The 17,248-nt window shown below is 51.5% G+C and carries 18 protein-coding genes and 1 other annotated feature (1 of these 19 only partly in view); of the genes, 14 read left to right on the forward strand and 4 right to left on the reverse strand.

Annotated features, from left to right (window positions below; translation table 11 throughout):
• Positions 1-55, forward strand: a binding site (T-box leader); it begins 238 nt to the left of the window's first position.
• A gap of 419 nt (positions 56-474) precedes the next feature.
• Positions 475-2,049, forward strand: a complete 1,575-nt coding sequence (locus tag ACAN56_RS16425) for a 2-isopropylmalate synthase (RefSeq protein WP_379144176.1) — start codon at positions 475-477, stop codon at positions 2,047-2,049.
• A 478-nt stretch (positions 2,050-2,527) separates the two neighbouring features.
• On the opposite strand, the gene ACAN56_RS16430 is transcribed toward ACAN56_RS16425, so the two are convergent.
• Positions 2,528-4,483 carry an ABC-F family ATP-binding cassette domain-containing protein gene (locus ACAN56_RS16430; RefSeq protein ID WP_379144178.1) on the reverse strand — a complete coding sequence of 652 codons (1,956 nt, stop codon included), beginning with the start codon at positions 4,481-4,483 and terminating at the stop codon, positions 2,528-2,530.
• Between the two features lie 278 nt (positions 4,484-4,761).
• Between ACAN56_RS16430 and ACAN56_RS16435 the strand changes: the two genes are divergently transcribed.
• From ACAN56_RS16435 to ACAN56_RS16480, 10 genes are all read left to right on the forward strand, one after another.
• Positions 4,762-5,403 (forward strand): 5-formyltetrahydrofolate cyclo-ligase, encoded by a 642-nt coding sequence (locus tag ACAN56_RS16435; protein ID WP_379144180.1) that lies wholly within the window; start codon positions 4,762-4,764, stop codon positions 5,401-5,403.
• A complete protein-coding gene (gene moaC / locus ACAN56_RS16440; protein ID WP_076113504.1) occupies positions 5,394-5,867 on the forward strand; it encodes a cyclic pyranopterin monophosphate synthase MoaC in 474 nt (157 codons plus the stop codon). The genes ACAN56_RS16435 and moaC overlap by 10 nt, the downstream gene beginning before the upstream one ends.
• A gap of 175 nt (positions 5,868-6,042) precedes the next feature.
• Positions 6,043-6,528, forward strand: coding sequence for a MogA/MoaB family molybdenum cofactor biosynthesis protein (locus ACAN56_RS16445; protein WP_038586695.1), 486 nt, complete (start codon positions 6,043-6,045; stop codon positions 6,526-6,528).
• 136 nt (positions 6,529-6,664) lie between these two features.
• Entirely contained in the window at positions 6,665-6,907 is a 243-nt protein-coding gene (tatA, locus tag ACAN56_RS16450) for a twin-arginine translocase TatA/TatE family subunit (RefSeq protein WP_038586698.1), read from the forward strand.
• Positions 6,908-7,018: 111 nt separating this feature from the next.
• On the forward strand, positions 7,019-7,783 hold the full coding sequence (gene tatC, locus ACAN56_RS16455) for a twin-arginine translocase subunit TatC (protein ID WP_379144186.1): 765 nt from the start codon (positions 7,019-7,021) through the stop codon (positions 7,781-7,783).
• Positions 7,784-8,278: 495 nt separating this feature from the next.
• Positions 8,279-8,560 (forward strand): co-chaperone GroES, encoded by a 282-nt coding sequence (groES, locus tag ACAN56_RS16460; RefSeq protein ID WP_038586703.1) that lies wholly within the window; start codon positions 8,279-8,281, stop codon positions 8,558-8,560.
• A 189-nt stretch (positions 8,561-8,749) separates the two neighbouring features.
• The gene (gene groL / locus ACAN56_RS16465; protein WP_038586705.1) at positions 8,750-10,381 is read left to right on the forward strand and encodes a chaperonin GroEL; all 1,632 of its coding nucleotides are present in this window, start codon (positions 8,750-8,752) and stop codon (positions 10,379-10,381) included.
• 233 nt (positions 10,382-10,614) lie between these two features.
• Positions 10,615-10,923 (forward strand): hypothetical protein, encoded by a 309-nt coding sequence (locus ACAN56_RS16470; RefSeq protein ID WP_379144191.1) that lies wholly within the window; start codon positions 10,615-10,617, stop codon positions 10,921-10,923.
• Positions 10,920-11,096 carry a hypothetical protein gene (locus ACAN56_RS16475; RefSeq protein WP_156130817.1) on the forward strand — a complete coding sequence of 59 codons (177 nt, stop codon included), beginning with the start codon at positions 10,920-10,922 and terminating at the stop codon, positions 11,094-11,096. The genes ACAN56_RS16470 and ACAN56_RS16475 overlap by 4 nt, the downstream gene beginning before the upstream one ends.
• The gene (locus ACAN56_RS16480) at positions 11,083-11,412 is read left to right on the forward strand and encodes a hypothetical protein (RefSeq protein ID WP_038586712.1); all 330 of its coding nucleotides are present in this window, start codon (positions 11,083-11,085) and stop codon (positions 11,410-11,412) included. The genes ACAN56_RS16475 and ACAN56_RS16480 overlap by 14 nt, the downstream gene beginning before the upstream one ends.
• A 29-nt stretch (positions 11,413-11,441) precedes the next feature.
• Here ACAN56_RS16480 and ACAN56_RS16485 read toward each other — a convergent pair whose 3' ends face one another.
• The 3 genes from ACAN56_RS16485 to ACAN56_RS16495 form a co-directional block, all read right to left on the reverse strand.
• On the reverse strand, positions 11,442-11,633 hold the full coding sequence (locus ACAN56_RS16485) for a hypothetical protein (protein WP_379144194.1): 192 nt from the start codon (positions 11,631-11,633) through the stop codon (positions 11,442-11,444).
• A 215-nt stretch (positions 11,634-11,848) separates the two neighbouring features.
• Positions 11,849-13,135: an ATP-binding protein gene (locus ACAN56_RS16490; protein WP_379144196.1), complete on the reverse strand. Its 1,287-nt coding sequence runs from the start codon at positions 13,133-13,135 to the stop codon at positions 11,849-11,851.
• Positions 13,132-13,866, reverse strand: coding sequence for a LytR/AlgR family response regulator transcription factor (locus ACAN56_RS16495; protein ID WP_197073655.1), 735 nt, complete (start codon positions 13,864-13,866; stop codon positions 13,132-13,134). Before ACAN56_RS16495 ends, ACAN56_RS16490 begins: the two co-directional genes overlap by 4 nt.
• Positions 13,867-14,051: 185 nt before the next feature.
• Between ACAN56_RS16495 and ACAN56_RS16500 the strand changes: the two genes are divergently transcribed.
• The 3 genes from ACAN56_RS16500 to msrA all read left to right on the forward strand — a co-directional run bounded on the left by ACAN56_RS16500 (position 14,052) and on the right by msrA (position 16,794).
• Positions 14,052-14,972 carry an ATP-binding cassette domain-containing protein gene (locus ACAN56_RS16500; RefSeq protein ID WP_379144198.1) on the forward strand — a complete coding sequence of 307 codons (921 nt, stop codon included), beginning with the start codon at positions 14,052-14,054 and terminating at the stop codon, positions 14,970-14,972.
• Entirely contained in the window at positions 14,969-15,766 is a 798-nt protein-coding gene (locus tag ACAN56_RS16505) for an ABC transporter permease (protein ID WP_038586727.1), read from the forward strand. Before ACAN56_RS16500 ends, ACAN56_RS16505 begins: the two co-directional genes overlap by 4 nt.
• A 62-nt stretch (positions 15,767-15,828) precedes the next feature.
• Positions 15,829-16,794 carry a peptide-methionine (S)-S-oxide reductase MsrA gene (gene msrA / locus ACAN56_RS16510; protein ID WP_379144201.1) on the forward strand — a complete coding sequence of 322 codons (966 nt, stop codon included), beginning with the start codon at positions 15,829-15,831 and terminating at the stop codon, positions 16,792-16,794.
• Positions 16,795-17,248 lie beyond the last annotated feature (454 nt).

Here is a 17,248-nt window from a genome sequence, read left to right on the forward strand (position 1 = left end):
GAGCCTATGCGTCAAAAAGAGTGGTACCGCGGAGGGGTGACCCGCCGTCTCTTTATTGAGACGGCGGGTTTTTGCGTTGTTCAGGAGGTGAACGGGGGACCGGACACCTCCGGTAACGGCGTTTGAGAGTGACGGCTTTCCGCATGCTGCGGGAGGTCCACTCTCTACTTGCTGCCGGCAGCAGTGGGCGGGAAATCAGCAGGGCCGCAAGTCGACGTGTGGTTCTGCGCAAGAAGTGCCAGGGAAGAAAACGTAAGACCAGACTGGAAGACAAAGTATGAGACAGACAGGATGACAATGTGTTAGACAGACTGTAATACAAACTGTAATACAAGCGGAAATACAAAAATGTAATCCAAAATGTAATACAAAATGTAATACAAAAGCTCAGACCACTACGCTGACCAACTCAGCAAAATGCATACTCACACTAAGGGAATGCGGTCAATCAACCCACTTTCAGGAGGTTATTCCATGATTATTCCGGTGAAGAAACGTATACAGATTTTTGACACGACACTGCGAGATGGTGAGCAGGCCCCCGGTGCGAGCCTGACTCCCGAGCAAAAGATAATATTGGCCTACAAGCTCGCCGAACTGGGTGTCGATGTGCTGGAGCCGGGTTTTCCGGTCTCGAGTCCGGGTGATTTTGCAGCGGTGGAGACGATTTCCCGCAAGGTGGAGGGCGTAGAGATTTGCGGCTTCGCCCGCGCGGTCAAAGGTGACATCGATGCCGCAGTCCGGGCAACCCGGGACGCGCAGCGCCGGCGGATTCACCTGTTCATCTCCTCTTCCGACATTCACCTGCGCCATCAGCTGCGCAAAAGCAGACCCGAGGTGGTTGCTGCCGCCCGCGAAATGACAGCCTATGCCCGCCAGTTCAGCGATGTCGTGGAATTTACCGCCATGGATGCCGCACGGACAGGGATCGACGATCTGATCGAGATGGTGGAAGCGGTCATTGAAGAAGGGGCGACTATTATTAATCTGCCGGATACAGTCGGCTATGCGCTGCCGCAGGAATACGGAGAGATGTTCCGCCGGGTGCGGCTGGGTGCCAGAGGCGGCGGGAACGTGAGCTACAGTGCCCATTGCCACAACGATTTGGGCCTTGCTGTAGCGAACAGCCTGGCAGCGATCGAGGGCGGCGCGACCCAAATCGAGGTCACGGTCAACGGCGTTGGTGAACGTACAGGCAACTGTGCATTGGAGGAATTGGTTATGGCTCTGGAAACCCGCGGGGACGTCCTTGGCGCAGAGACGGGAATTGTCCTCGAAAAGCTGTACGATACTTCCCGGATCATCAGCGGGGCGATGCATTTTCCGATTGCCTACAATAAGCCGGTTGTCGGCAGAAACGCCTTCCAGCATGAATCGGGGATTCATCAGGACGGCCTGCTGAAGGACCGCAGCACCTATGAGATCATGGACCCTGAACGGCTGGGCATTCCGCGCAGCATGATCATTCTGGGTAAGCACTCCGGCAGACATGCGCTGAAGGACCGGGCAGCGAAGTACGGCATTGCCTTGGATTCGGCAGAGCTTGATGCGCTCTACGAATCGTTCAAGGAGACCGCTGACCGTCAAAAGGCCGTCAGCGACGACGAACTGCTGCGGATGGTCAGCAGCACAACAGGGCAGCAGGCGCAGGTCTACGGGCTGGGCGAGGTTCAGGTGCTGGCCGGCAGTGAGCCGCGCCGTGTAGCTGCCGTTACGGTGCATCACCTGAAAAGCGGCAAGGAGACCTCGCATACCAGCACCGGCAACGGTCCGCTGGAGGCAGTCATTGCAGCGATCGCCCAAGGCATCACTGAAGAGATCCGCTTTGACGGTCTGGAGCTGCATTCGCTCGGCAGCGGTGAGAACGCTCAGGCTGAGGCTGCTGTTATGGTGCAATGGGCAGGCTGCAAATTCCGGGGGACAGCGATCCATCAGGATATTGTAATGGCGGCGGGGATTGCCTACATTGCTGCGTGCAATTCGGCGCTGCTGTCTGCCGGGGAAGAGGCTGATCCGGTGGCAGCGGAATTTCAGGCCGCGGAATCCTAAAGGAGCGCGAAGAATCCTCCTCAGGCCGTTGAGTTTTCTGACTGAGGAATACATGGAAAGGCCCTCATCCTGTGCACAGCAGGATGAGGGCTTTTTACTGCTGGAGCACCTCTGATTTTTTTGGCGAAAAAGGTAGAAAATTAGCGAATGCATCTTTTGTCAAGATGTGGACAACGTTATCCACATATTCTGTCCGAGTTGTGTAAAAACCGTGTAAAATCAGCAATAACGCCCTTTTTTTGAAGCCTCAAAATGCTGATTTCTCCAGAGGACATTTCTTGTGGAAATTGTGGATAATGTGGATAATTCGGTGGATAAAAAGTTCTTGACAACGAAAATAGCGATTTTACGCCTAAAAAAAGGCCCCAAGGGCCTTTTTGAAGTGTGAGTTATACACGAAATCTGTGGATGAGCTTGTGGATAAGTATTTTTGAACAAATCAGAAACACTTAAAAAATATTTATTTAACGCATTTACATTATTCGTCAGCAAGGTTTTCCCATTCGCTAAATAATTCTGTTAGATTTGCTTTCTTGCTCTTCAGGTCGCTTTCATGTTCTTGAAGCGCCATATAGTCCTGATAAACTTCAGGTTTGGTCATTTCATTTTCGACACGGGCGATGTCTTCCTCAAGCCGGGCAATGTTCTCTTCCAGCTCGGAAATCCGCCGCTGGCGGTTGCGTTCCTCGCGTTTGGCCTGTTTGTCGGCTTCATAGGAAGAAGCGGTGCCTTTTTCCGCTGCTGAAGCTTCGATGTCAGCATTCCGGGACGCTTTGGCAGAGGCAAGTTCGGCTTCCTCCAGTGCGATGTCTTCAAGCTCCTTCTTCTTCTCGACATAGTCGTCATAATTTCCGAGATATTGGTCGATGCCGCCGGGGTGAAGCTCCAGAACGCGCTCGGCCATTTTATTAAGAAAATAACGGTCATGGGAGATAAAAAGCAGCGTTCCCTCGAAATCGATTAGCGCCGATTCCAGCACTTCACGGCTCACCAGATCCAAATGGTTGGTCGGCTCATCGAGAATGAGCATGTTCGCACCGCGCAGCATGAGCTTGGAGAGTGCTACCCGTGCTTTCTCGCCGCCGCTGAGGGCAGAGACTTTCTTCAGGACATCCTCGCCGCTGAACAGGAAGTTACCGAGGATAGTGCGGATTCGCGCTTCTTCCAGCATCGGGTACTCGCTCCATAACTCTTCCAGCACCGTATTGCGCGGATTCAGCCGGGTCTGTTCCTGGTCGTAGTACGCGATTTTCACTTTTGTTCCCCAGTTGACCGTTCCGGCCGAAGGTTCGCGCGTGCCAGTCAGGCACTGCAGCAGCGTGGATTTGCCGATCCCGTTCGGGCCAATCAGCGCCGCAGTTTCGCCGCGCCGCAGCTCGAAGGAAGCGTGCTGAAACAGCGGTGCTGATTTTTCGCTGAAGGCCACAGCGACGTCACGGAGCTGCAGCACCTCTTTGCCCGACATGAAATCAGGCTCGAAGGAGAAGCTGGCCTTCTTGAGATCACCCAGCGGTTTGTCGAGGCGGTCCATTTTATCGAGTGCTTTGCGGCGGCTCTGCGCTCGCTTGGTGGTGGAGGCGCGCACGATATTACGCTGCACGAAATCCTCCATCCGCGAGATTTCATCCTGCTGTTTCTCATATTGCTTCATGCGGATTTCATACTCCGCAGCTTTCAGCTCCATGTAGCGGCTGTAGTTCCCAGTGTATCTCCGGGACTGGTGCCGTTCAATTTCAACGACGGTCGTGACCAGCCGGTCGAGGAAATACCGGTCATGGGAGACGACCAGGATGCCGCCGGCATAGCCGCGCAGGTAATCCTCCAGCCAGGTGAGCGTCTCGATATCCAGATGGTTGGTCGGCTCATCCAGCATGAGCAGATCGGGAGCCTGAAGCAGGATGCGGGCCAGTGCCAGCCGTGTCTTCTGCCCGCCGCTTAGCGTCGCGATAGGTGTCTCCGGTGCAAATTCACCGAAGCCCATACCATGAAGCACGCTGCGAATCCGTGTATTCATCTCATATCCGCCGTGGTCCTTGAACCAATCCGAGCGTTTAGCATACCGTTCCAGCAGGTCCTCATACCGCTTGGGATCCTCCGCGAGCCGGGGATCGGCGATACTGGCTTCCAGCTGCCGCAGCTCGGCTTCCGCTTCAATCAGCGGAGCAAAGACAGCCAGCATTTCCTCCTGAATGGTCTTGTCCGACTGGAGGCCGCTGTTCTGGGCCAGGTAGCCGATTGTGGTTTCCTTGGATTTATGAATTTGCCCGCTGTCAAAAGACATCTCGCCTGCGAGAATCTGCAGAAAGGTGGATTTGCCGGCGCCGTTGACGCCGACGAGCCCCACTCTTTCCTTCTCGTTTACTTGCAGACTTATGCCGTCCAGCACGCTTTGTATCCCATATGATTTCGTAATTCCTGTCGCTTGAAGAAGCATACCGATGAAACCTCCGCCCTTGCTTATTTCGCCTCGGCTTTGAACGCTTCGGCCATATTACATACTTATTCTATAGTTTACATGAAAAGCGTTTGCGGCGCGAGAGGTGCACCCCAGCGTCCGAAGGGGAAATCAAGGTACTGGAGCGAAAAATAGTTGGGCATTGGTTCGTTTAACAACGTGATTCAAGCTACCTTGGCGAACCGGGGAGAAGAGTGGTAAACTGAGTTTACAAACTATGATAAGCTAGGTATATGAACAAGAGGAGGCGGCTGCCTATGACGGGCCAAAAGCTCCCGCTAGCTGAGTGGAAGCGGGAGCTTCGCGCGGAGAAAGCCGCCCTTCGTGACAGTCTGTCCTTGGATCAGAGGACGTCATGGTCTTCTCTGGCCTGCAGTCATGCATCAGAATGGCTCCGGCAGGAAGGAGCATCTTCATTCATGGCCTATGTTTCGTTCCGCTCGGAGCTGGATACACGTCCGCTTATCACCGCGGCTTGGGCGCAAGCGCGTAAGATATTGCTGCCCCGGGTAATTCAGGCCAGCGGAAGGATGAGCCTGCATGAGGTAGCTTCCTGGGGGGATTTGGCGCCGGGAGCTTACGGGATTCAAGAGCCGATTACCGGCGCTATAGAGCTCCCGTGCCCTGAGGGAGTGCCGGATGTTGTATTCGTGCCGGGGCTGGCCTTCGACTCTCGGGGCGGACGGCTCGGTTACGGGCGCGGCTACTATGACCGCTTGCGGGCAGCTTGGGAAGCGGAGCTTCCGGAATCCGCCAGACCGCCTGTATGGGCCGGACTGGCGTACGGACTGCAGCTGGTGCACGAAGTGCCGATGGATGACCATGATGCCTATATGGACATGCTGATTACGGAAGACGGCATTATTCATTGCCGGAAGGAGAGAAAGCTGTGGAGTTAACCCATTTCAATGAGCAGGGCAGAGCGCGCATGGTGGATGTCAGCGACAAGGAAATTAGCAAGCGGACAGCTGTCGCGCGGAGTAAGGTGCAGATGGACCCGAACACGCTTGCGGCCATTAAAGCGGGCAAGATCGGCAAAGGCGATGTTATGGCTGTTGCCCAGGTTGCCGGAATTATGGCCGCGAAGAACACCTCCAGCTGGATACCAATGTGCCACCCGCTGCCGCTTACCGGTGTTGATATCAGCTTCTCGGATAACAGCGAAGATGAACTCTATATAGAAGCAACCGTCAAGACGACCGGAAAGACCGGAGTGGAGATGGAGGCGCTGACTGCGGTTTCTGCGGCGGCGCTGACTGTATATGACATGTGCAAGGCGCTGCAAAAGGACATGATTATCGGTCCAACGATGCTGGTATCCAAGAGCGGCGGGAAAAACGGAGATTACGCGCTGGAAGCTTAGCAGTGGCAATAGGCTTAGCTCAGTAGCAGATACCTGAGTGACATTCACAGTATCACCCGCAGGCGTAAGCATTTGCTAAAAAGGGCGGCGCAGCCGTTCTTCTTGGCGGAAAGTGCGAGAAGGCAGCACATTGCAGGCCTTCCATACATAATACATAGAGAGGGAGGGACAACCTATGGCGTGGAAAACAGCAATCCTGACGGCCAGCGATAAAGGGGCCAGGGGCGAACGGGAAGACACGAGCGCCCAGGTTATTCGGGAGCTGGTGGAAGAGGAGCTTGGCGGTGAGATTATTGAGTACCGGATCGTGCCGGATGAGCAGGATGAGATTATTGCTGCTTTGATTGAACTTACGGATTATTTTCAGGCGGATCTGGTGCTGACTACCGGAGGGACTGATCTGGCGATTCGTGATGTTACGCCGGAAGCTACACGGCGTGTGATTGAGCGGGAGGTGCCCGGCCTCTCTGAGGCCATGCGTAGTACCGTCATGCAGAAGAACCGCGCGGTTATGCTGTTCCGCGGCATTTGCGGTATTCGCGGGAGAACGCTGATCGTTAATTTGCCGGGTACACCGAAGGGTGTCCATGAGAATCTGGCAGCGATAATGGATCAACTGCCTGAAGCACTGCTCATGGTAACCGGCCAATACCGTCAATAAACTTGTCAATTCCAGTAATGTCACAGGAATCACCCGGGATAACAGATGGATGTGTGACATAAGTTATGGTATTATTAATTTATTGTTAACGATATCATGAACGGACAAAGTGACAAAGTGACAAGGAGGAATGACTATGCTAAACGGTATTGGTGCTCCCGGAATTATTTTACTGGTCATTTTAGCGCTATTGCTCTTTGGCCCCAACAAGCTTCCTGAGCTTGGCCGGGCAGTCGGGCGGACCTTCCGCGAATTTAAGGACGGGGCGCGTGAAATTATCAGCGAACCTGAGCCGGCCAAGAAGAGTGAGGCTCCTGTTCCGCCGGCCCCGCACATATTAGCAACAGAACTCCCGCAGGACAGACGCCTGCCGGAGTAATACCATCCATTACGCGGGGGCGTTTCTCTCAGTTCTGTTTCAGACTGGGAAGACGCCCTTTTTTTCTGCCATTAATCATGCTATATATATGTCAATTGGGTGGTGTCTGTCATGACTCTGGAACCGGAAGAAATGTCGGTAGTTGAACATCTCACCGAACTGCGTAGGCGGATTATCTACGTGCTGATTGTTTTTGTAGTGGGTCTCATAGGCGGACTGTTCGTCGCCAAACCGATCTATTTATACTTGATCCATGCGGACCATGCCCAGGGTTTTGTACTGCATGCCTTCTCTTTCTGGGATGGCATTGGCATGTACATGAAGATTGGCATGGCAGTTTCGCTAACGATATCCCTGCCTTTCATCGTCTATCAGCTGTGGGCTTTCATCAGTCCCGGGCTGCGGCAAGTGGAGCGGAGTGCGGCTTTGCGGTATGTGCCCTATGTGTTTATCCTTTTTCTGCTGGGCATTGCCTTTGCCTATTACATTGTATTTCCGATGGCGCTGTCGTTTACCATCTCGATCACCCGCAGCATGGGACTGGAAGAAACCTACGGAATCGCACAGTATTTCAGCTTTATGTTCAGCCTGGTGATTCCGCTGGCTCTGCTCTTTGAGCTGCCGCTGCTTGTTATGTTCCTGACGAAGCTGAGAATTCTCAATCCGCTGCGGCTGCGTAAGATGCGGAGATACGCCTATTTTGCGCTCGTCTTCATCGCAGTGGTCATCACACCACCCGATTTCATCTCGGACTTTTTGGTGACGATCCCGCTGCTGGTGCTGTATGAGTTCAGCGTGTTTCTGTCTGCGTTCGTTTACCGCAAGCAGCTGGCTATGGACAACGAGCGGGAGGCGCGCTACGTCAGGAAAGAGTAGGCCCGGCGGGGAGAAGACTCCCGCAGGGCTGCTCTGCGGCTGTGGCCGGCTGCTGCAGTTGGGGCTGGCTTCTGCCCAGCGGGATCTAGTGCATATCCTATTGAAACTCCATACTAACAGCAGATTGGCGAGGCTCAGTATCCGAATGGCGGAGAAACGTTCGTTGCCCTGGCAATCCGCAGCATATTTTATTTTCTGCTGGATAGAATGTAAGAGAGTATGTGTCGGACAACCTCTGAAACCATATTTTTCCCAAAAACAGATCACAATTTACGTAAAAGGACTTGAAATCCGTCCTCAAGTTGAGTATCATAAAAATTGTTGTTAGCACTACAGAGGGTTGAGTGCTAATGCTGCTCGAAAATATGGGATTAGCGCTTAAAAGCTGCGCTTAAGACGATATTTTCATAACTGCCGCATGAATCCTTGGGATTCACCGGTACCCTATCTATGTTTTCAAGGTAAACAACATAATTTCAAAGGAGGCTATTTTTCATGATCAAACCACTAGGTGAACGCGTATTGGTAGAACCAAGCGAGCAAGAGGAAACCACTTCTTTCGGGATTGTGCTTCCGGACTCCTCTAAGGAGAAACCGCAAGAGGGTAAAATTATCGCTGTAGGCAGCGGTGTATTGAAAGACGGAGTGCGTGTACCACTCGAAGTTAAAGAAGGCGACCGCGTGATTTTCTCGAAATATGCCGGAACTGAAATCAAATACGAAGGCAAAGAATATTTGATTATGAAAGAAAGCGACATTCACGCGATTCTTGACTAAGAAGACCGTTCATAAGTTATAGCTAAATTACTTACACAAAACTAAGCGATGCTTTCAAACGCCAGTTTTGCACGATACCGATTCAAGAAGTAACGCTCACATAACTTAAGCGTGTGCTTTCGAAGTGATTTTTGTCGAAGCCAATTCAGTGAGGTAACGTTCACAAAAATTTAGGAGGTTAATTACACAATGGCAAAAGAAATTAAATTCAGTGAAGACGCCCGCCGCTCGATGTTGCGCGGTGTTGATGCTTTGGCAAATGCGGTAAAAGTTACACTCGGACCTAAAGGCCGCAACGTGGTGCTTGAGAAGAAATTCGGCAGCCCGCTGATCACCAATGACGGTGTTACCATCGCCAAAGAAATCGAACTTGAAGATGCATTCGAGAACATGGGCGCACAGCTCGTTAAAGAAGTTGCTACCAAAACCAACGATGTAGCTGGTGACGGTACTACAACTGCAACTGTTCTGGCACAAGCCATGATCCGTGAAGGCCTGAAGAACGTAACTGCAGGCGCTAACCCGATGGTTATCCGCAAAGGGATCGACAAAGCGGTTAAAGCAGCAGTTGCTGAACTGCAGAATATTGCTAAACCAATCGAAGACTCCCAGGCTATCGCTCAAGTAGCTGCTATCTCCGCTGCTGACGATGAAGTGGGCCAACTGATTGCTGAAGCTATGGAAAAAGTCGGCAAAGACGGCGTAATCACCGTTGAAGAATCCCGCGGATTCCTGACTGAGCTTGAAGTGGTTGAAGGCATGCAGTTCGACCGTGGCTATATTTCCCCTTATATGATCACTGATACGGACAAAATGGAAGCTGTTCTGGAGAACCCGTACATCCTGATCACCGACAAAAAAATCAGCAGCACGCAAGAAATTCTTCCGCTGCTTGAGAAGATCGTACAACAGGCGCGTCCGCTCGTAATCATCGCTGAAGATATCGAAGGCGAAGCACAGGCGATGCTGATCGTGAACAAACTGCGCGGAACATTCAACGCTGTTGCTGTTAAAGCTCCTGGCTTTGGCGACCGCCGCGAAGCTATGCTGCAGGACATCGCTGCCCTGACTGGCGGCCAAGTGATCACCGAGAAGCTTGGACTGGACCTGAAAAGCACTTCTATCGAACAACTGGGTAACGCCCGTCAAGTGCGCGTAACCAAAGAAAACACTACAATCGTAGACGGAAGCGGCGACAAAGCGGACATCAATGCACGCGTAAGCCAAATCCGTTCCCAGCTGGAAGAAACCACTTCCGAGTTCGACAAGGAAAAACTGCAGGAGCGTCTGGCTAAATTGGCCGGCGGCGTAGCCGTTGTTAAAGTAGGCGCTGCAACTGAAACAGAACTTAAAGAACGCAAGCTTCGCATCGAAGATGCCCTGAACGCAACCCGCGCTGCGGTTGAAGAAGGTATCGTATCCGGTGGGGGTACTGCTCTTGTGAACGTATATGCTGCTGTAGCTGCTGTAAATGCAGTAGGCGACGAAAAAACAGGCGTGAACATTGTACTGCGCGCTCTGGAAGAGCCTGTCCGCACAATCGCAGCAAACGCTGGTCAAGAAGGTTCCGTAATCGTGGACCGTCTGAAAAAAGAAGCTATCGGCATCGGCTACAACGCTGCTACCGATGAGTGGGTGAACATGTTCGAAGCAGGGATCGTTGACCCTGCCAAAGTAACTCGTTACGCGCTGCAAAACGCAGCATCCGTAGCTGCAATGTTCCTGACCACCGAAGCTGTCATCGCTGACAAACCGGAGCCTGAAAAAGGCGGCGGAATGCCAGATATGGGCGGCATGGGCGGTATGGGCGGCATGATGTAATTCGTCTACACAACCTTATTTATCCAAAGAAACGGGACCTTCACAGGTCCCGTTTTTTTTGTTGTCTGAATGCAGCAGGAATGATTAATAGTTCAGGTGGAACGGGAGCGATTCTAACAAAATACTATTTTACCCAATCAAAATCATAGAAAAAGAATAGATTACAATATACGATCTTCCGGCTCGAAGTATGATATGCCTTATGCCGAAAGGTTGGACAGGTTGAGCAGATTATGCTTAGACCCGGAAACAGCAGGAATCTCAAACCAACAACGAACGGGGGGATGATGATGGATTTGAACGCATTGACTGGCCTATTCAACGACAACAGCGGTTCAGTCGTGCTCAATGTCCTTCTCTCTATTGCATTAATCTGGAGCGTTAGGCAGTTAGCCAGTAAGGAAAAGATCATTCAGAACTATCAGAAACGCGATGAGGAGAACGAGAAGCAGCTTAACCAATACAATCGTATACTCGTCAAACTTCTAATAGAAAGAGGGAGCACCGATAAAACCAATGGTGAGGAGGTCGTCGACAAGTGAAGCTCCTCGATATATTCAGAAAGAGCGAGATCAAACCCAGTCGTGTAAAACGGGAGATTGAAAAACTAGGCAGAATCCAGGAAGCCTATGAATCGAATGATATCGAAAGCCTTATTGACCTGCACCGTTCCGGCTTAGGCAAGAGAGGAGATGATCTTCATGGAAATTATTGATTTAACTATATTCACACTGGAAGCCATTGCATTTTTCGTGTTCACCGCCTATGTGATCCGTTACAGTAAATATTTCATCGGACGCGGCCCGCAGCGGAGTTATAATTTGTATCTCCGCAGTGTATGGGTGACCTACATTACCGTCGCGCTGCTCTGCCTCAATCTGATGTGGGGCCGGTTGAATATTGTTTTTGGATACAACATAGAGAGTACTTCCAATAGTCTCAGAGAGTTTGTTATGATTCTGACACTGCTCCTTCTAGTACATGCAGGTTGGACGCATAAGGACATTTGGGAGAGCAATAAAGACAAATAAGCCACCTGGAGGTGGCTTTTTGTGCTGTATTAGCTATGATAGATTGGCTTGGGCGGTATGGGCGGCATGATGTAATAAGCTGGGGCCAGCTTCTTCGGAGCCCCGGTAATCAGCGTGACCCAGAGGCGAGAGAGATTGATGGTCAGCAGCGGAATATCATAGAAGGTTCTGTGCTTATGCATCACCTTCGCCGTTCTCTGCGTCATCTCTTTGTAGGTCATGCTGTCAGGGCCGCCTACATCAATCGCACGGCCGTTTTATGCGGCGTTGCCTATGCTCTTCTTCAAAGCTAGCAGCACGTCTGACAGGGCAATGGGATGGGGCTGGGTGCGCGTCCATTTCGGCAGCACCATAACCGGCAGACGCCGGACCAGCTTCACCAGAATGGGGCTGAAGTGAAAGGTTTGTGCTTTCCGTTACCCTTTTTTGCACGGCTTCAACCGGAAGCGGCAAGCTTTCTTGGGATATGGAACAGAACGACCTCCACTTGAAACAGACCGCTGTTATAGGAAATATCCAGCAGGCCGCCCCATTCCTCCACAGTTTTCCGGATGTTTCGCAGTCCGATGCCATGCGACCGTGTATCGGCCTTGGTCGAAGAGATTTCACCATAACGGTTGGTGCTGATTTCATGGGCATACGGATTCTGAATTTTTATGAACAAGCTGTCATTCAGATAATGCATATGGATCAAGACATAACGCTCCTGATTAAAGGTCTCCCGGCAGGCTTCAATTGCATTGTCCAGGGTATTGCCGAGAATGACGCTGATCACCGTAGTGTCCAGCTCAAGCTGCGGCGGAATGTTCAGCTCTAAGCGAAAGGGGGTGTCATAGCTGCCTGCGGTTTGCTCCTTGTAGCTGATCATCGCATCAATGACCGGGTTTCCGGTATCGCAGCTGCCTGCAGGCTGTCCAATCGTGCCCAGCAGACGGTCCAGTTCATGGACGGAAGTTTCTTCATCTTTGGCAAGCCCTGCGCGCAAGCCAAGCAGGATGTTTTTGAAGTCATGCTGAAATTTGAAGGCTTCCTCCTGCTTGTCCCGGGTCATCAGATATTGGTTAACATAGTAGGTGTTCTGCTGTTCCAGCAGCAGACGTTTGCTTCTCTCGGACTGCACGCACAGGATATGGTCGCTGAGCACAAAAATCAGGCAGTTGATCGCCAGCAGCATGGTAGGTACCACGGGGAACAGCTTGGGATACGCCTGGAAGAAGAAGTTGTCCGACAGCGAGACCAAAGTAATAACGCTCAGAACAGGGCAGACCAGCAGCAGACTCCAGTACCATCCCGCTAAATTACCGCGCCCTTCCCCTTTGGTGATTCGCAGCAGAAGGTATACGAGTGACAATACCAGCAGCTTGGAAAGAAAGAGGTTTGCTATGTATCCGCTATCCGTATACGCAAACGGCATCACGGCTTCGCCAAGAAAGATGAGAGCCGTAACAAAAAAGGCGGAATACCCCCTCCACAGGTTATCCCCCCGGTAGAGCAGTGATAACAAGAAGATCAAGCCGGTATTTGCGGTGAGCAGAACCATGTCCGGAAGCTGGCTGTGATGCAGCGCGAGATGACAAGCCATATAGAGAGCGTAGATCAGGACAAGATAAGGGTTGCTCTTGATCCGGCAGGTGAAGCTGCGGCTGAAGAAATAATGAAGGATTACAGGAATCAGCGGAAAAGTGATCAGATACAGCAGCTCTTCCCGCAGCATGGTATTCATACGAGCGTCCCCCTAAAGCTGAGGTAGGCTTTCCGCACGGATAAGCTGTGCTTCTCACTGACCGGCAGCTCCTTGCCGCTGACTAGCGTAACCCTCTTCGCACTGATTTCTTTAATAAAGAAAAAGTTCACAATGTAAGATTGGTGAATCCGCACGAAATGACCGCCGGGCAGCTTGCGCGCCTCATCCTTAAGCATGCCGTAATACTGGATCTCCCTGTCCTTCGTGATAAGGGAAACCCGTCTGATGCTGCTCTCCAAATAGAGGATGTCCCGAAAAGGGATCAGCAGCTCCTTTCCTTTTTGCTGTACCGGCAGGAAGTTGGTTTTGCCCTGCTGGCGGGTACGTATGGCCTTTTGTAAGGCGGGAATAAGCTTATGTATGAATGCTTCCGGTTCAACCGGCTTCTTAATAAAACCCGACGGCCGCACATCGAACAGCTGCAGATGATACTGCTCATGGCTGGAGATATAAATCAATTGTACAAGATCATTTCCGTCATCTTCCCGCAGCACTTGCCCCGCTGTAATTCCATCCATTCCACCCATTTCAATATCCATGAAAATAAGGTCAAAGCGGTCTCCGTCCTGAAGAGCCTGGGCGAAACTTTCCCCGGAGTAATAGAGGGATACCTCCAGCTCTTCCGAACATTGGTGCCGGGCATCTAGAATCAGGTTCTCAATCTGTCCTGCAGCCTGCAGATCGTCGTCACAAACGGCGATATGAATCATGCCTTCACTCCGTTCCGTATTTATCGCTCTATTATACATTTCCAGGGAAAAACGGGCCAGATGTTATGGAGTACTCCTTAAAAACGACAACAACCTGCCTAAAAATAGCAGACGGTGTGGCCGGACCGTTTACCCATGATAAGGTTGCCGAGTAGACATATCAGCGAGATGAAGGAGTGTTCTGATTGAAACCGCTTGTGTTCGAAACCAGAGAGCTGACTAAAAAGTATGGCTCCGCGTTTGCGCTTCAGCATTTGAATATGACCATTGAAGAGGGAGATATCTACGGATTTGTCGGGGAGAATGGTGCCGGAAAAAGTACGCTGATGAAAGTGATCGGCGGGCTTGTACACCCGACAAGCGGAGAAGTCTCGCTGTTTGGGCAGCGGGAAAAGCAGGAGCTCATCCGTGCCAGGCGGCAGGTTGGGTTTCTGATTGAAACGCCGTCTCTTTATCCGCATATGAACGCCGAGGAGAACCTGGGTTTTTATTGCCGGATCTTCGGAATTCAGGATAAAGCAAGAATCGGGGAGGTGCTGCAGACTGTAGCGTTAACGGATGCCGGAAGCAAAAAAACCTCGCAATATTCCCTCGGCATGCGTCAGCGTCTCGGCCTCGCCATCGCGCTGCTTAATCATCCGAAGTTCCTTGTGCTGGACGAGCCCATCAACGGGCTGGACCCTGTGGGGATTGTGGAAATGCGGAGGATTCTGGAGCTGCTGGCGCATGAGCAGGGGGTAACGATATTGATCTCCAGCCATATTCTGGGTGAGCTTCAGCTTCTGGCGACTAAATACGGGTTCATACATCAGGGGCGGCTGATCAAAGAGGTCTCTGCCGGTGAATTACTGCAAGCGGCACAGTCAATGATTACAATTTCAACACTTCATCCGGCTGCTGCTATGGCTCTTCTGAAGGAGAAGCTGCAGCTTGAAGACATCTCCATCAATACTGCCGGGGCCATTGAGATTCCTAAGGCAGCCGCAGATTTGGAGCAGCTGATGACGGTTCTCCTGCAGCAGGGAATTCCGGTTGAAGGGTTCAACCTGTCCGCGCCTAATCTGGAACACTATTATATGGATCTGATTGGAGGCAAAGGTCAATGAGGAATTTTTTGCAGGCTGAAATTTATTATTTGCGAAAAGATCTGGCGTTCAAAAGCATCAATGCTGTGTTTGTGCTGGGATCGATTCTGCTGGTTGTGATCATCGGGAACCATGGCGGGTATGAATTAAGCAGTCCCATGCAGCCCTTAAAGCTCGCTGGTTCATTCTCCCTGTTTCTATATCTGGTTATCCCGATGCATGCCTGCTTTTTCTCTACAGAAGGTTTTGAATACGGTTCGGTGCAGAATATAATCGCTTCGGGGCAGAGCCGGCCGGGGTATTATATGGGTAAATATATGCTGGAGCTGCTGGCGATTTTTTGGTGGCTGCTGCAATTTTTCGGACTCTTCTCCATCTTATATCTGGCTGCGGCGCTTGTTACCGGATCTCCTATTGGGATGGAGAGCTTAAGAGACGACACCATTCAGGCGGTCAGGACTTTCGGGTTGAATATCTTATATTTGGCGGCTTATTGCGCCGTAATCATGATGCTGGGGGTGCTTATCCGTAAAGCGGCTTCCGCTGTGGTGGCAACCTTTTTCTTTATTTTCGGTAATTTACTTCTTACAGGTTATCTCAAGGATTCGTCTTCGGCATTCTTGAAATGGGTATCGGATCATTCCCTGATGACGCAAATCATGAAATTTTCCGGGATGTATGTAGCGGACTCGGAGCAGATCCTGCTGTCGGGTGCGGGAGATTACATTCAAGCGGTGCTCATTCCGGTTATTGTTATCCTCGTTTGCTTGCCGGTGGCCCTGATTTCTTTGGAGAAGCAGGATATTCATATATAATGGAATTCCAGCATGGACGGATGATGAAGTGCCTGGACTAAATTCGGAGGGAGTTGTTCTGGATGAATGGAGACAAAGCTGTACAACAACTCGCCACCTTCGCCGGCGGCTGCTTCTGGTGTATGGTCAAGCCGTTCGACGAGCTGCCGGGCATTGTTTCGGTGGTGTCTGGCTATACCGGCGGGCATACAGTCAATCCGACTTATGAGGAAGTGGGAACAGAGACGACAGGGCATATTGAGGCAGTGCAGATCACCTATGAGCCGGAGCTATTCCCGTATGAGCGTCTGCTGGAGATATATTGGCAGCTCATAGATCCTACCGATAAGGGCGGGCAATTCATGGATCGGGGCTATTCCTACCGGACGGCGATCTTCGTGCACAGCGAAGAGCAACGGGAGAAGGCGGAAGCCTCGAAGGTGGCGCTGAAGGCAAGCAAGCGGTTCAAAGCTCCGATTGTGACGGAGATTCTGCCTGCGGCCCCGTTTTATCCGGCGGAGGCTTTACATCAGGATTACTATAAGACCCACCCGATGGATTATAAAATGTATCTGAAGGGCTCGGGCCGAGGCGAATTCACTGAGCAGCACTGGAACAACCGCGAAGACCGGGAGCGGCTGCGTAAGCAGCTGACCGGGCTGCAATACGAAGTCACGCAGAACAAGGGTACGGAGCCGCCGTACCAGAATGAATATTGGGACCATTTCCGTGAAGGGCTGTATGTTGACGTGCTGAGCAGCGATCCGCTGTTCAACTCAGCCGATAAATTCGATTCCGGCACCGGCTGGCCCGCTTTTACCAGACCTATTGAGGAGGGGCTGATCCGCAGGGAAGCGGACTACAGCAGCGGTCAAGTACGGACGGCGCTGCGGAGCAGGCTGAGCGGAGCCTATGTGGGACATCTGTTCCACGACGGCCCGGAGCCAACGAAGCAGCACTACCGCATCAACTCCGCTGCACTGCGGTTTATTCCCGAGGAGGAGCTGGAGGCAAATAGCCTGGGACGGTATTTGAGTCTATTTGAATAGCGGGTGATTGAGGGACGCAGGAATTGAGTAGGAGTGAGGAAGCGGCGCCGGAGGATTAAAGCATCAGCAGGTGAGCCGGTGATTGGTTGCGAGGTGAAAGCGGCAATAGTAAGGTTAACAGCAGTAGTATAAATTGGAGTGAGTGCAGAAACATTAGCAGTTGAAGTCTGCTAAGTGTACTTCGTACAACTAAATCCAGGGGGTTTTAAGACAAATTACAGATAGTTGCACTCCGTACATTTATTTTTGCGTGATCTAGCGTAAATGACTCGAATTGCGAATTTTAAGTGTACGAAATACATCTAACTCCTGAGAGGGGCGTGATTTGTGCGTTTTAGCTGCACAGAGTACAACTATCCTTCTGAGCATAGCCACAGACCTCATCCTGCCTAGAATCTACTGCAGGAAATGCAGCAGATTCCTTTTTTGGCTGGAGATTGAGCAATTCTGCTGT

The organism is Paenibacillus paludis (assembly GCF_042610515.1).
GTDB lineage: Bacteria > Bacillota > Bacilli > Paenibacillales > Paenibacillaceae > Paenibacillus_AQ.

What these genes read in the sequence shown, in the direction of transcription:
- ACAN56_RS16425 (WP_379144176.1), top strand. Translation starts at nt 475, where the DNA reads ATGATTATTCCGGTGAAGAAACGTATACAGATTTTTGACACGACACTG.
- ACAN56_RS16430 (WP_379144178.1), bottom strand. Translation starts at nt 4,483, where the DNA reads ATGCTTCTTCAAGCGACAGGAATTACGAAATCATATGGGATACAAAGC.
- ACAN56_RS16435 (WP_379144180.1), top strand. Translation starts at nt 4,762, where the DNA reads ATGACGGGCCAAAAGCTCCCGCTAGCTGAGTGGAAGCGGGAGCTTCGC.
- ACAN56_RS16445 (WP_038586695.1), top strand. Translation starts at nt 6,043, where the DNA reads ATGGCGTGGAAAACAGCAATCCTGACGGCCAGCGATAAAGGGGCCAGG.
- tatA (WP_038586698.1), top strand. Translation starts at nt 6,665, where the DNA reads ATGCTAAACGGTATTGGTGCTCCCGGAATTATTTTACTGGTCATTTTA.
- tatC (WP_379144186.1), top strand. Translation starts at nt 7,019, where the DNA reads ATGACTCTGGAACCGGAAGAAATGTCGGTAGTTGAACATCTCACCGAA.
- groES (WP_038586703.1), top strand. Translation starts at nt 8,279, where the DNA reads ATGATCAAACCACTAGGTGAACGCGTATTGGTAGAACCAAGCGAGCAA.
- groL (WP_038586705.1), top strand. Translation starts at nt 8,750, where the DNA reads ATGGCAAAAGAAATTAAATTCAGTGAAGACGCCCGCCGCTCGATGTTG.
- ACAN56_RS16470 (WP_379144191.1), top strand. Translation starts at nt 10,615, where the DNA reads ATGCTTAGACCCGGAAACAGCAGGAATCTCAAACCAACAACGAACGGG.
- ACAN56_RS16480 (WP_038586712.1), top strand. Translation starts at nt 11,083, where the DNA reads ATGGAAATTATTGATTTAACTATATTCACACTGGAAGCCATTGCATTT.
- ACAN56_RS16485 (WP_379144194.1), bottom strand. Translation starts at nt 11,633, where the DNA reads ATGACCTACAAAGAGATGACGCAGAGAACGGCGAAGGTGATGCATAAG.
- ACAN56_RS16490 (WP_379144196.1), bottom strand. Translation starts at nt 13,135, where the DNA reads ATGAATACCATGCTGCGGGAAGAGCTGCTGTATCTGATCACTTTTCCG.
- ACAN56_RS16495 (WP_197073655.1), bottom strand. Translation starts at nt 13,866, where the DNA reads ATGATTCATATCGCCGTTTGTGACGACGATCTGCAGGCTGCAGGACAG.
- ACAN56_RS16505 (WP_038586727.1), top strand. Translation starts at nt 14,969, where the DNA reads ATGAGGAATTTTTTGCAGGCTGAAATTTATTATTTGCGAAAAGATCTG.
- msrA (WP_379144201.1), top strand. Translation starts at nt 15,829, where the DNA reads ATGAATGGAGACAAAGCTGTACAACAACTCGCCACCTTCGCCGGCGGC.